This is a genomic window from Amycolatopsis sp. lyj-23 (genome assembly GCF_046549135.1).
GTDB lineage: Bacteria > Actinomycetota > Actinomycetes > Mycobacteriales > Pseudonocardiaceae > Amycolatopsis.
On record NZ_JAJPWN010000010.1, the window covers coordinates 351,264 to 364,733 of the forward strand.

10 protein-coding genes and 1 pseudogene are annotated in these 13,470 nt (G+C 71.8%); 7 read left to right on the forward strand and 4 right to left on the reverse strand.

Features of this window, described 5'->3' with window-relative positions; genetic code table 11:
- Positions 1 to 33: 33 nt before the first annotated feature.
- The 4 genes from ACLJPY_RS26310 to ACLJPY_RS26325 all read left to right on the forward strand — a co-directional run bounded on the left by ACLJPY_RS26310 (position 34) and on the right by ACLJPY_RS26325 (position 3,515).
- Positions 34 to 849, forward strand: coding sequence for an alpha/beta hydrolase (locus ACLJPY_RS26310; protein WP_410592344.1), 816 nt, complete (start codon positions 34 to 36; stop codon positions 847 to 849).
- Positions 850 to 918: 69 nt separating this feature from the next.
- Positions 919 to 1,881 carry a quinone oxidoreductase family protein gene (locus ACLJPY_RS26315; RefSeq protein ID WP_410592346.1) on the forward strand — a complete coding sequence of 321 codons (963 nt, stop codon included), beginning with the start codon at positions 919 to 921 and terminating at the stop codon, positions 1,879 to 1,881.
- A gap of 114 nt (positions 1,882 to 1,995) precedes the next feature.
- Complete coding sequence (locus ACLJPY_RS26320) at positions 1,996 to 2,748, forward strand: SDR family oxidoreductase (protein WP_410592348.1); 753 nt, start codon at positions 1,996 to 1,998, stop codon at positions 2,746 to 2,748.
- Positions 2,745 to 3,515 (forward strand): SDR family oxidoreductase, encoded by a 771-nt coding sequence (locus ACLJPY_RS26325; RefSeq protein WP_410592350.1) that lies wholly within the window; start codon positions 2,745 to 2,747, stop codon positions 3,513 to 3,515. The genes ACLJPY_RS26320 and ACLJPY_RS26325 overlap by 4 nt, the downstream gene beginning before the upstream one ends.
- 159 nt (positions 3,516 to 3,674) lie before the next feature.
- Here the strand turns inward: ACLJPY_RS26325 and ACLJPY_RS26330 are convergent, their stop codons facing one another.
- The 3 genes from ACLJPY_RS26330 to ACLJPY_RS26340 all read right to left on the reverse strand — a co-directional run bounded on the left by ACLJPY_RS26330 (position 3,675) and on the right by ACLJPY_RS26340 (position 6,365).
- Complete coding sequence (locus ACLJPY_RS26330) at positions 3,675 to 4,904, reverse strand: DUF222 domain-containing protein (RefSeq protein WP_410592352.1); 1,230 nt, start codon at positions 4,902 to 4,904, stop codon at positions 3,675 to 3,677.
- Between the two features lie 110 nt (positions 4,905 to 5,014).
- The gene (locus ACLJPY_RS26335) at positions 5,015 to 5,521 is read right to left on the reverse strand and encodes a dihydrofolate reductase family protein (protein WP_410592353.1); all 507 of its coding nucleotides are present in this window, start codon (positions 5,519 to 5,521) and stop codon (positions 5,015 to 5,017) included.
- Between the two features lie 55 nt (positions 5,522 to 5,576).
- On the reverse strand, positions 5,577 to 6,365 hold the full coding sequence (locus ACLJPY_RS26340; RefSeq protein ID WP_410592355.1) for an enoyl-CoA hydratase-related protein: 789 nt from the start codon (positions 6,363 to 6,365) through the stop codon (positions 5,577 to 5,579).
- Between the two features lie 164 nt (positions 6,366 to 6,529).
- On the opposite strand from ACLJPY_RS26340, the gene ACLJPY_RS26345 reads away from it, so the two are divergent.
- On the forward strand, positions 6,530 to 9,601 hold the full coding sequence (locus ACLJPY_RS26345) for a glycoside hydrolase family 2 TIM barrel-domain containing protein (RefSeq protein ID WP_410592356.1): 3,072 nt from the start codon (positions 6,530 to 6,532) through the stop codon (positions 9,599 to 9,601).
- A 49-nt stretch (positions 9,602 to 9,650) separates the two neighbouring features.
- On the opposite strand, the pseudogene ACLJPY_RS26350 reads toward ACLJPY_RS26345, so the two are convergent.
- A pseudogene (locus ACLJPY_RS26350) lies at positions 9,651 to 10,469 on the reverse strand (hypothetical protein); the annotation flags it as partial.
- Positions 10,470 to 10,825: 356 nt separating this feature from the next.
- Here ACLJPY_RS26350 and ACLJPY_RS26355 point away from each other — a divergent pair.
- Both ACLJPY_RS26355 and ACLJPY_RS26360 read left to right on the forward strand, forming a co-directional pair.
- Positions 10,826 to 12,478 (forward strand): AMP-binding protein, encoded by a 1,653-nt coding sequence (locus ACLJPY_RS26355; protein WP_410592357.1) that lies wholly within the window; start codon positions 10,826 to 10,828, stop codon positions 12,476 to 12,478.
- Positions 12,478 to 13,458: a phosphotriesterase gene (locus tag ACLJPY_RS26360; RefSeq protein ID WP_410592359.1), complete on the forward strand. Its 981-nt coding sequence runs from the start codon at positions 12,478 to 12,480 to the stop codon at positions 13,456 to 13,458. The genes ACLJPY_RS26355 and ACLJPY_RS26360 overlap by 1 nt, the downstream gene beginning before the upstream one ends.
- The last annotated feature ends 12 nt before the right edge of the window (positions 13,459 to 13,470 follow it).

Consider the following 13,470-nt stretch of genomic DNA (forward strand, 5'->3'; position numbering starts at 1 on the left):
CCGTCGTTGTTTCCCGTCGCGCTGGAGGTCACGGTGACCAGGACCGTGTTGCTGCGCCTGCTGCTGGTGCTCGTCGTGGTCGTGGTGCTGTTGCTGACCGCCTTCTGGGCGGTCCAGCGCCGGCTGATCTACCTCCCGGACCCCGCGCCGGTGCCCGCCGCCGCGAGCGTGCTGCCCGGTGCCGAGGACGTTCGCCTCCGCACGGCCGACGGCCTCGAGCTGGGCGCCTGGTACCTGCGGCCGGCCGGCCGGGACCCGGCGGCGACGGTGCTGGTCGCGGGCGGCAACGGCGGCAACCGGGCCGGGCGCGCGCCGCTGGCCGCGAAGCTCGCGCAGGCCGGACTGGCCGTGCTGCTGCTGGACTACCGCGGGTACGGCGGCAACCCGGGCCGCCCGAGCGAGGACGGCCTGGCCCTCGACGTCCGCGCGGCCCACCGCTTCCTGACCGAGGACCGGCGGGTGCCGCCCGGGCGCCTGCTCTACTACGGCGAGAGCCTCGGCTCCGCCGTCGTGACCGAGCTGGCCCTCGCGCACCCGCCGGCCGGGCTGCTGCTGCGGTCGCCGTTCACGGACCTCGCGGCCGTCGGCGCGCGGCGCTACCCGTACCTGCCGGTGCGCCTGCTGCTGCGCGACCGCTTCCCGGTCGAGGAGCAGGCGGCCCGCCTGCGCGTGCCGGCGGTGGTGGTCGTGGGCGGCCGCGACTCGATCGTCCCGCCCTCGCAGAGCCGGGCGGTGGCGGCCGCGGCGTCGGCCCGGCTGGTGGAAGTCCCCGGGGCCGACCACAACGATCCGGCGCTGCTCGACGGCCCGCAGCTGGTCGAGGCGGTGCTCTCGCTGGTTCCGCGCTGAACCTGGTCCTGGCGGACCCAGGCTGAGCCGGACCTGGTCCGGTGCCCGGGGCCGCCGCAGGATCGAGGCATGACGAACAGCATGAAGGCGATCACCATCCCCGAGTTCGGCCCGGCCGAGGTCCTGCGGCTCGACGCCGTGGCGGTCCCGGAACCCGGACCGGGCGAGGTCTCGATCGACGTCGCCTACGCCGGCGCCAACTTCGCCGAGGTCCTCTACCGGCAGGGCGTCGTGGACGTCCCGCTGCCCTTCGTCCCCGGCATCGAGGTGTCCGGCCGGATCCGTGCGCTGGGCGAAGGCGTTTCCGGGCTGACGGTCGGCCAGCCGGTCGCCGCGTTGACGATCGTGGCGAGCGGCGGCTACGCGGAGGTCGTCACCACCGCCGCCGACCTGGTCGCGCCCCTGCCCGGGACCGGGTTCGAGGTCGCGGCCGCGGTGCCGTCCAACAGCACCACCGCGTTCCTCGTGCTGGAGCGGGTGGCGCGGCTCGCGCCCGGCGAGCGCGTGCTCGTGCACGCCGCCGCCGGCGGGGTGGGCAGCCAGCTGGGCCAGGTCGCGCGGCTGCTCGGGGCCGGCCGGGTGGTCGGCACGGTCGGGAGCGCCGCGAAGATCGCCGCCGCGAAGGCCTTCGGCTACGACGAGGTCGTCCTGCGCGACGACGTCGAGGGCACCGGCGAGTTCGACGTCGTGGTGGACATGGTCGGCGGGCCGGCGCGCCGCGCGAGCCTGGACCGGCTGGCCCCGATGGGGCGCCTGGTGGTCATGGGCAACGCTTCGGGCGCCGAGGACGTCGGCATCCCGGCCAACGAACTGTGGTTCACCAACAAGACCGTGTCCGGCTTCAACCTGGCCGCGTTCGCGGGAGTGGCGCCGGCCACCGCGGGCCAGGCCCTGCGCCGCGCCGTCGCGGCGGTCGCGGAGGGCACCCTGCGCGTCGACGTCGAGGCCCTGTCGCTGGCGGACGCGGTGACCGCGCACCGCCGCATCGAGTCGGGCTCGACGACCGGCAAGCTGGTGCTGCGCGTGCGGTGAGCGCCCGGGTGTGACGTGCGTCCGCCTTGAGACCGGGGCCGCATCGCGCATAATGGGCCACTGACCGACTGCTTGGTATGTGCCGGGCACCACAGCCGAAGGAGACACACTGCCGTGAACTCGTTCAAGGATCGCGTCGCGATCGTCACCGGCGCCAGCCGGGGCATCGGCCTCGGGATCGCGAAGACGCTCGTCGAGCGCGGCGCCAAGGTCTGCCTCACCGCGCGCAAGCCGGAGGCCCTGGAGGAGGCGGTCAGTTCCCTGGGCGGCCCCGACGTGGCGATGTTCGTGGCCGGCAAGGCCGACGACACCGACCACCAGGACGAGGCGGTCGCCAAGACGATCGAGACCTTCGGCCGGCTCGACTACCTGGTGAACAACACCGGCATCAACCCCGTCTACGGCCCCACCCTGGACACCGACCCCGCGGTGGCGGCGAAGATCTTCGGCGTCAACGTGCTCGCCCCGCTGGGCTGGACCAAGCGCGCCCGCGACGCGTGGATGGGCGAGCACGGCGGCGCCGTGGTCAACGTCGCCTCGGTCGCCGGCCTCCGCGCTTCGCCGGGCATCGGCATGTACGGGGTCAGCAAGGCGGCTCTGATCCGGCTGACCGTCGAACTCGGCGCCGAACTGGGCCCGAAGATCCGCGTCAACGCCGTCGCGCCGGCCGTGGTGAAGACGAAGTTCGCGACCGCGCTGTACGAGGGCCGCGAAGAGGAGGTCTCCTCGGCGTACCCGATGAAGCGGCTCGGCGTGCCGTCGGACATCGCGGGCGCGGTGGCGTTCCTGCTGTCCGACGACGCGGGCTGGGTCACCGGCCAGACGGTGGTCCTCGACGGCGGCCTGACCCTCGGCGGTGGCCTGTGACCGGCGTCGTCGTCACCGGGGGCGGCGGCGGCATCGGCGCCGCGCTGGCCCGCCGGTTCGCCGCGGACGGAGCCCGGGTCGTCGTGGCCGACCTGGACGGTGACAAGGCCGCGGAAGTGGCCGCCGAAGTCGGCGGGACGGCGTTCGCCGGAGACGTGGCGAGCATCGAGGGCGTCACGGAGCTGATCGAGAGCGCACGCTCGGCGTTGGGCGAGATCGACATCTTCTGCGCGAACGCGGGCATCGCGCCCTTCGGCGGCGCCGAAAGCGGCGAGGAGGTGTGGGCACGCACCTGGGACGTCAACGTGATGTCCCACGTCCGCGCGGCGAACCTGCTGCTCCCGGCGTGGCTCGAGCGCGGCCGGGGCCACTTCGTCGCGACGGTGTCCGCCGCCGGTCTGCTGACCAGTCTGGGCTCGGCACCGTACTCGGTGACCAAGCACGGCGCACTGGCGTTCGCCGAGTGGCTGTCGGCGACGTACCGGCACCGCGGGATCACGGTGCAGGCGATCTGCCCGCAGGGCGTGCGCACGGCGATGCTGGAGAACACGGGAACGGCGGGCCAGCTGCTGATGGGAGCCGCGGCGATCGAGCCGGAGCAGGTGGCGGACGCGTTGTTCACGGCCATGGCGGAGAACCGGTTCCTGGTCCTGCCGCACCCGGAGGTAGCGGGCTACTACGCGCTGCGCGCCACCGAGACCGACCGGTGGCTCGGCGGGATGAACAAGCTGCAGCGCAAGGTCGAAGAGGCCGTCGGCGAGCTGTGACGGCGGTGTACCGGACACGAGCCCGGTGACGCGGCACTGCCGAAGCCGGCCGGGCGGCCGTCGTCCGGAACGCCGCGGCGAACGTGCACCCGGAGCGTCCCTCGGGGCGCACGTGGGTGTAGGCCCGTGGCCGGGTGGCTGCGGGCCTTTCCCGTCTGTTCAGGCTGTGAGTGGGAGTGGTTGGTGGAGGTTGTTGCGTCGGGGTTGTCGGCGTTTGTCGAGGAATGCCGGTGGCAGGAACTCGGGGAGGCCGTCGGGGGCGATGCGGACTTCCCAGCCGGAGCGGTGCAGGAGCCGGTGGTGGTGGGCGCACATCAGGACCAGGTTGTGCAGGTCGGTGGGGCCGCCGTCGGCCCAGTGCCGGATGTGGTGGCCCTGGCAGTGCCGTGGTGGCCGGTGGCAGCCGGGGAACGCGCACCCGCGGTCGCGCAGGAACAACGCCCGGCGCAGGCCGGCGGAGATCAGGCGGCGCAGTCGGCCCAGGTTGAGCGGTTCGCTCTTCTCGCCCAGCACCGTGGGGATGATCATCGCGTCGCAGGCATGCACCCGCGCTTCCGCGGCGGTCATGGAACCGGTGTCGCCCAGGGTGGCCGTGCCGACGCCCGATTTCAGCGAGTCGAAGGACACCGCGACCATGACGTGGGTTCGTTCCCCGGCCTGCATCGGCAGGGCCGGAGAGTGCAACGCCAGATCGACTGCGTCAGAGAACGCGTCACCGTAACGCTGGGGACGAGTGCGGGTATCGGGCCCCTCGTCGCCGCTGCGGCGTTCGGCCAACGCGTCGAGTAAGGCACTGGCGCGGGTGCCGGTCTCATCATCGAACCGGCCGTTCAGTTCCCACACCCCGGTTCTCTTCCGGCGCAGGAACAGCTCCCGCGCGGGAACCACAGGCTCGGAGTCGTCGGGCTCGGCACCATCAGGAACCAGATGCGCCAAGATCCGCGCCCCGAGCGCGGCGACCTGCCGGTACCCGGCCGTGTCGGCGAAGCCCAGCATGTCTCGCTCGGCGCTGTCCTGATGCTCGACCGGAACCCGGGCGAGAACGTCGGTGATCACGTCGATCATCGGGTCACTCAACCGCCCCGCACGAGCCGCCGCACCCGTCGCAGGCGCCACCGCAGGAATCGGAGTGCCATCCAAAGCCCGGCCCGGGTTGAGTGCCCGAGCCCGCTGCACCAGCCGCTCCGCCGCCGACTTCGGGATATCAGCCAGATGTTCCAGCAACCGCGCCACGCAACGATAACCGAACAACTCCATTACCCCACGCTGTTCGATCTCCACCACGAGCGCACCGATCTCGGCTTCGGTGGCCCGCTTGCGGGCGAGCAGCTCACCGAAACGGTCGGCGAAAGCCACCGCTTCAGAGGAAGGAGCCGCGTTGCTGGTCATACCTCCAACCTACCCAGATTCGAACACCTGTCATCACTCGATCGGGCATAACCTCGCACCCACTGTCCGCCCCCGAGAACACCGAAAACCGCCACGGCGAAGCCGCATCTTCAGGGAACGACCCGATACCAGCAAGGTCCGACTTCGGAGAGCCGAACCGCAGGCCCGACCCGCGAGAAGATCTGAACCCCGGACCCCAGCAGAACCGGCACGGGCAAAGCCAAGACTTCATCCAGCAGACCGGCCTCGAGACACTGCCGGGCAACATCGGCCCCGAGAACGTTGACGTACTTCTCCCCGGCAGCAGCAGAAGCAGCGGCAACGGCCGAAGCCAGATCGCCGACGAAACTCACCCCGGGAACCGGATCGGCCGGCCGGTGGGTGAGCACGAACTGCGGCCCCTCCCAGCCGCCGCCGAACGCCTTCCCCTCGCCCGGGCCGCCGCGGTGCGGGTCGTCGCCGTCGTAGGTGCGGCGGCCCACCAGCAGGGCGCCGATGCGGGGGATGATGTCCACCGGCGGCGGCCCCAGGAACGGCGTCAACCAGGACATGTCTCCGCCCGGGCCGGCGATGAAGCCGTCGATCGAGCAGCTGAACGCGTAGAGCAGTTTGGCCATGGGACCCACCTCCGTGTCGTCGGACGCAGGTACTGACCGCCGGCACCGCGAAAACTCATCGGCCGGGGGAGAACGGCGGGAACCGCGGCGGACGGCGCTCGTGCCAGCCGGCCAGCCCCTCGGCGAGCTCCGGCCGGCCGAACGACTCCAGCATCAACGCCGTGGCTTCGCGGGCGGCCGAGTCGAGCGGCAGCAGCGGCTCGCGCGCGAGCTGCTCCTTCATCACCGCCATCGACCGCGGTGCGCTGTGCGTCGCGAGTTCGGTCGCGTACGCGTGCGCGCGCTCGGCCAGCGAACCGGCCGGGACGACCTCCTGGACCAGGCCGTACTCCAGCGCTTCCGCCGCGGTGAACGTCCGCCCCGACAGCAGCAGGTCGCGGGCCCGGCCGTGGCCGACGAGCTCCGGGAGCAGCTTCGCGATGCCGTACTCGGCGATCAGGCCGCGGCGGGCGAACGCGGTGGTGAACTTCGCGCCCGCGGCGGCGAACCGGACGTCGGCCGAACAGGCGATGACGAACCCCAGGCCGGCGCAGCCGCCGTTGATCGCCGCCACCACCGGGACGCTCGCCGACGCCGCCGCCAGCACGTCCCGGAAGCCGTCTTCCACCGGGGGCCGCGTGGCGATGGTGTCCAGCAGCCCGAGGTCCGCGCCGGGGCAGAACGCCCGGCCCGCTCCCGTGACGACGACCGCGCGGACCGCCGGGTCGGCGTCGGCCTGCCGCAGCAGGGCGCCGTAGCGGGCCTGCATCGGCACGTCCATCGCGTTGCTGCGGTCCGGCCGGTCGAACGTGCAGGTCGCGACCGCGCCGTCCGTCTCATACCGCACACCGTCCACAGTGGACATCGCTGCCTCCTCCGGTCAGGGAACCATACTAAGCGGTCGCTTGGGGCAAAGTCACGACCGGATGCCCGCAGGGTTCGAAATCATCGAACCCTTTGATTGTCCGGAAAACTCTGTGCCATAGTGCTTTCCGCCCGCACATCGCCGCGCTGGAAGGGGCTCGCCCGATGCCGGAAGCAGAACCGAGCGAACTCCGCAGGCGGGTCGTCCTGGGCGGGGCCGGCGCCGCCGTCGCCACGTCGGTCCTCGCGCCGGCCGCCCGGGCCGCCGACGCACTCACGCAGCCGGGACCGGCGCGGGAGACCGACTTCGGCACCGGCTGGCGGTTCGCACTGGCCAACCCCGACGGGGTCACCGATCCCGGCGGCCGGTTCGCCGACGCCCCGAAGCCCGGCTTCGACGACTCGACGTGGCAGGTCGTCGATGTCCCGCACGACTGGAGCATCGAGCTCCCGCCGACGGACCGGGGCACCGAAAGCGGTTCCGGCTTCTTCCGCGGCGGGCTCGGCTGGTACCGCAAGACGTTCACGCTGCCGCCGTCGCTGGCCGGCAAGCGCGTGTCCGTGGAGTTCGACGGCGTCTACTCGGACGCCCACGTGTACTTGAACGGCGAGCTGCTCGGCCACCACCCGTACGCCTACACCGGGTTCGCCTTCGACCTCACCGGACGGCTGCACACCGACGGCCGCACGCCGGACGTCCTCGCCGTGCGGGCGACGAACCCGCTGCCCAGCAGCCGCTGGTACTCCGGCAGCGGGATCTACCGCCGCGTCCGCCTGGTGGTCACCGAGCCGGTGCACGTCGCCCGGCACGGCACGTTCGTCACCACCCCCGGCATCGCCGCCGGCCGGGGCACCGTGCGGGTGGCCACCGACGTCGTGAACGAGGGCGCCGCGGTCACCGCGCAGGTGCGCACGACGGTCACCGACCCGGCGGGCCGCGTGGTGGCGACCGGCTCGACGACCGTGGCGACGCCACCGGGGCGGACGGTGACCGCGGTGACCGCGCTGCACGTCGAGCGCCCGCAGCTGTGGTCGTTCGGCGCCCCGCGGCTGTACCGGCTGCGCACCGACGTCGTGGTCGCCGGGCGCGTGCTCGACACGACGTTCACCGACTTCGGCTTCCGCTACCCGGAGTTCCACCCGGACAACGGGTTCTCGCTCAACGGCGTGCCGGTGAAGCTGCGCGGGGTCAACCTGCACGCCAGCCAGGGCGCGCTGGGCGCGGTGGTCGACCCGGCCGCGCTGGAGCACCAGATGCGGCTGATGCTCGCGATGGGCGTCAACGCGCTGCGGACCGCGCACAACCCGCCGGACCCGCAGCTGGTGACGGTGTGCGAACGGCTCGGGATCGTCATGATGGTCGAGGCGTTCGACTGCTGGCGGACCGGCAAGCTCGAGTACGACTACCACCGCGACTTCGACGAGTGGAGCGGGCGCGACATCGCCGAAATGGTGCACGCGGCCAAGAACTCGCCGGCGGTCGTGCTGTGGTCGATCGGCAACGAGGTGCCGGACGCGTCGATGGCGGGCGGCCCGGAGATCGCCGCGGGGCTGATCGCCGCCGTCCGGGCGATCGACAGCACCCGGCCGATCGTGATGGGCTCGGACCGCTACCGCGGGGTGCCCGCGCCCGGGTCGCCGCAGGACCTCATCCTGAAGCAGCTCGACGGCCTCGGCGTCAACTACAACACCGCTCAGTCCATGGACGGGCTGCACGAGCAGTACCCGGACAAGTTCTTCTTCGAGTCGGAATCGTCGTCGGCCACGTCGACGCGCGGGGTCTACCAGGAACCGGACCTGCTCAACACCGGCGAGAACCACACGCCCGGCAAGCGGGCGACGTCGTCCTACGACAACAACCTCGCGTCGTGGACCTTCAGCGGCGAATACTCGCTCAAGAAGGACCGCGACCGCAGGTTCTGCCAGGGCCAGTTCCTCTGGTCGGGGCAGGACTACCTCGGCGAGCCGACGCCGTACGACGTCTTCCCGGTCAAGACGTCCTTCTTCGGCGCGATCGACAGCGCCGGGCTGCCCAAGGACGCCTTCCACCTGTTCCGCAGCCAGTGGACGACCGCGCCGATGGTGCACCTGACCCCGATGGACTGGACGAACCACCGGCCCGGCGAGCCCGTCGCCGTGTGGGTCTACTCCACTGTGGACACCGTGGAGCTCGTGCTCAACGGCAAGTCGCTCGGCAGCAGGAAGTTCGACCGGAAGACCACTGTGGACGGACGGCCGTACCTGGAGACGGGCGAACCGTCCGGTGACGACAAGAACGACCCCTCGGGCAGCTACACCAGCCCGAACGGCAGCACCGGCAAGCTGCACCTGAGCTGGACCGTGCCCTTCGAGCCCGGCACGCTGACCGCGATCGCCCGGGCGAGCGGGCGCGAGGTGGCCCGTGACGAGCTCGTCACGGCCGGGCCGCCGCACGCGGTGAAGCTGAGCGTGGACGCACCCGGGGGCGGCGTGGTCGAGGGCGCGATGACGTTCGTGACGGCGTCGGTCGTGGACGCTCACGGCGTCGTCGTTCCCGGCGCCGGGCCGGTGCTGCGGTTCACCGTCGCCGGGCCCGGCCGCGTCGCCGGCGTCGACAACGGGCGCCAGGAACTCGCCCAGTGCTACCAGCAGCCGACGATCCCGGCGTTCAACGGGCTGGCCGTCGCCGTCATCGCGGCGACCGGCGGCCGCGGGCCGATCAGCGTCACGGCGAGCGCTCCGGGGCTGACGCCGGGGAAGCTCACCCTGCCCGGCTCGGCCCTCGGGCAGCGCCACGGCCCGGGAGCGCGCGCGGTCGAGACCCCCGTGCTCCCGGCCGCCTCGACCGCGGACGCGAGTTACTCGGGCGCCCCGGACACGCTGCCGGCCGCGATGCTGGACGGCAACCCGGCCACCGGCTGGTCCACCTACTACGTCAAACAGGCGACGGCGACGCTGAACGCGGTGAGCAGGCCGCGGGCGCAGGACTGGGTGTCGCTGGCGTGGCCCGCGGCCCAGCGGATCACTTCCGTCACGGCGAACTTCGTCCTGGACGCGAAGCTGGTGCTGCCGTCCGCCGTCGAAGTCGCCCACCGCACGGCCCGGGGGTTCGAGCCGGTGCGGAACCTGCGGATCACGTGGGGGACCGGGTCGAACGACCCGACGTCGTTCGCGTTCGACCCCGTCGTCACCACGGAGGTGCGGGTGACGATGACCGCGCACGGCTTCCTGCGGATCAGCGCGCTGCTGGCCCGGTGAGGCGCGGGTCCGGCGGGGCGCACCCCCCGCCGGACCCGGGTGGTCACCGGCTGCAGGGTGCCAGTGCGTCGAGGCCCTGCGGTTTGGCCGCGGTGCGGCCGATGGCGGTGGCGATCCGGTTGATCGTCGCCACGCGCTTGTCCGCCAGGGGGCCGAGGATGGCGTTCTGGACGAAGTTGGGGCCGCCCTGGCCGACGGTCGTCTGCAGGCGGTTGTTGGCTTCCGCGATCTGCGTGTTCAGCAGCTCGAGGTTGCGCGTCACCTCCGCCTGGGCCTGCGCGGGGATGGCCGGGAGCTTGCTCGCCACGTCGGGGCAGGAGATCCGGCCGACCCCGGCGTTCCCGGTGTTGCCGCTGTTCCCCTTGTTCCCGTTCTGGCCGCCGTTGCCGGTGCCCTGAGCCGGTGCCGGAGCAGCGGCACCCGCGCCGCCCACCGAGCAGGTGGCCAGGCCGTCGAGGCCCTGCGGCTTCTCGGCCCGGCGCCCGATCGAGATGGCGATGCGGTCGATCGTGGACTTCCGCTTGTCGGCCAGCGGGCCGAGGATGGCGTTCTGGACGAAGTTCGGACCGCCCTGGCCGACGCTGGTGCGCAGGCGGTTGTTCGCTTCGGTGATCTGGGTGTTCAGCAGGTCCAGGTTGCGTTGCACCTCGGCCTGGGCTTGCGCGGGGATGGCCGGGAGCTTGCTCGCCACGTCGGGACAGCTGATCTGGCCGGCCGCGGCCTGACCGCCCGAGGCGGCGTTGGCGGCGTTGGGGTCGCCGACGGTCATGGCGATCCCCAGTGCCCCGCCCGCGATCGCGAGGGCGAGGGCGCCGGTTGCGATCTTCGTCCGCCGGGACAGGCGGTGTCGTCCACCGGAAGCAGGCATGAATGACTCCGTTTTCGTGCGTGAGTTAGCGTGAACATATGGGTACTCCGCCGAGTTCGGGGGATGCGGCGGGGTTTGGTGATGGGGCGGTCCGATCCGGTCGCCGTCGTCCATGGTGGCGTCTGGACCAGGGGTTTGTCCAGTGTGATCGGATCGGAAAAGAAGGGGTGAACCATTCCGAACCGCGGTACGTGTATCCCGGTGACGGCGGCATCTGGCTGCATTGTTTCGGCACGATTTTGGCGCGCGGGAATTGTTGCGCGCCATTTCGGCGTGCCCGGCCGGGCTTGACGCGGGCCGCGGTGTCCTCCTAGCGTCGGCATACCGACCGGTCGGTGTCCAAAGGAGGTCACTGGATGAGCTGGTACGACGCGAAGCCCTGGCTCGCGAGCTACGACGAACGCGTGCGGAACGCGGAACCGGCGAAGCCGACGACGCTGCCCGAGGCGTTCCGCCGGGCCGTGGACCACGTCCCGGACCGGGCCGCGATCGCGTACTTCGACGCGCGGCTGAGCTACCGCGAGGTCGACGAGCTCTCCGACGGCGTCGCGCGGTACCTGAGCGCCCACGGCTTCGCCCGCGGCGACCGGCTCGCCCTGGTGCTGCAGAACATCCCGCAGTTCGTCATCGCCCTGCTCGGCGCGTGGAAGGCTGGCGGGATCGTGGTGCCGGTCAACCCGATGTACCGCGAGCGCGAGCTCACGCACGTGTTCACCGACGCCGGGGTCAAGGCGGTCGTCTGCTCGCAGCGCGGCTGGAACGCCTACATCGGCGAAACCGCGGCCGCCAACGGCGTCGGCATCGGGCTCACCACCAGCGAACTGGAGTTCCAGACCCGCAACGACGAGCGCGTGCTCGCCAAGGTCGGACGCGAGGAGACGCCGGGAGCGACCGAGCTCCTCGAAGCCGCCGCCACGCCGGGACCCAAGCCCCCGGAACCCGCTTTCGCCCTCGACGACACCGCGCTGATCAGCTACACCTCCGGCACCAGCGGCACGCCGAAGGGCGCCACCAACACCCACGGCAACATCGGCACCAACGCCGCCGGGCTCGGTTCGTTCAGCGGCCTGCCCGCCGGTTCGACGCTCTTCGGGCTGGCGCCGCTGTTCCACATCACCGGCATGGTCTGCGAACTCGGCTCCGCGATCGACATCGCAGGCACCCTGGCTCTGGCCTACCGCTTCGAACCCGGGGTCGTGCTCGACGCCTTCCTGGAGCACAAGCCGTCGTACACGGTCGGCCCGTCGACGGCCTACATGGCGCTGATGGCGCACCCGTCGTTCAGCCGCGAGCACTTCGGCTCGTTCGCGCTGCTGTACTCCGGCGGCGCCGCGCTGCCGCCCGCCGTCGTCGAGGCGTTCCGCGCGAAGACCGGGCACTACATCCACAACGGCTACGGGCTCACCGAGACCTCGGCGGGCTGCGTGGTCGTCCCCGGCACCCTCGAGGCGCCGATCGACCCGGCGTCCGGCACCATCTCGATCGGCCTGCCGGTGCCGGACACCATCGTCCGGATCCTCGGCGAGAACGGCGAAGAGCTGCCGCCCGGCGAAGCGGGCGAGATCGCCGTCGAGGGCCCGATGGTGGTTTCGGGCTACTGGAACCGCCCGGACGCCACCGCGGAGTCCCTGCCCGGCGGGCGGCTGCTCACCGGCGACATCGGGTTCATGGACGAGCGCGGCTGGGTCTACGTCGTCGACCGCAAGAAGGACATGATCAACGCGTCCGGCTTCAAGGTCTGGCCGCGTGAGGTCGAAGACGTGCTGTACACGCACCCGGCGGTCCGCGAAGCCGCCGTCGTCGGGATCGCCGACGAATACCGCGGCGAGACGGTCAAGGCGTACGTCAGCCCGGCACCCGGCGCGACCGCCGACCCCGCGGAACTCGTCGCCTGGTGCAGGGAACGGCTGGCCGCCTACAAGTACCCGCGCACGATCGAAGTGCTCGACGAGCTGCCGAAGACCACGAGCGGCAAGATCCTCCGCCGCGAGCTGAGGGCGAGGGGCTGATGATCGAAACCGTCCGCGGCCCGATCGAGCCGGCAGCGCTGGGCCGGGTCCTCATGCACGAGCACCTCTTCGTGCTGAGCCCCGAGTTCGTCGCCAACTACCCCGAGCACGAAGGGTTCCGCGAGGAGGAGCACGTCCCCGAGGCGATCCGGCGGCTCAAGGAACTGAAGGACGCCGGGATCGACACGATCGTCGACCCGACGGTGATCGGCCTCGGCCGGTACATCCCGCGCGTGCAGCGGGTCGCCGCCGAGGTCGAGGTCAACATCGTCGTCGCGACCGGGCTCTACACCTACAACGACGTGCCGCACTACCTGCACTTCCGCGGCCCCGGGACGATGCTGCGAGGTGAGGACCCGCTGGTCGGGATGTTCGTCGGGGATCTGCGCGAGGGCATCGCGGGCACCGGCGTCAAGGCGGGGCTGCTCAAGTGCGCCACCGACGAACCCGGCGTGACCCCCGGCGTCGAGCGCGTGCTGCGGGCGGTCGCGAAGGCGCACGCCGAGACCGGCGCGCCGATCATGACCCACACGCACGCGGGCACCCGGCGGGGCCTGGAGCAGCAGGCGATCTTCGCGGACGAGGGCGTCGACCTGAGCAAGGTGCTGGTCGGGCACTCCGGCGACTCGACGGATCTCGGCTACCTGACCGAGCTGGCCGACCGCGGGTCGCTGCTCGGCATGGACCGGTTCGGCCTCGACCTGCTGCTGCCGTTCGAGGAGCGGGTGAACACGGTCGCGGCGATGTGCGAACGCGGCTACGCGGGCAGCATGGTGCTCTCGCACGACGCGTCCTGCTACATCGACTGGCTGCCCGCGGAGCAGCTGCCGGCGCTCACGCCGAACTGGCACTACCTGCACATCACCCGGGACGTGCTGCCGGCGCTGCGGGAGCGCGGGGTGTCCGAAGCGGACATCACGACCATGCTGGTGGACAACCCGCGGCGGTTCCTGTCGTGGCGTTATCCTGGTGCGTCCTGAGAGGGGGTACTG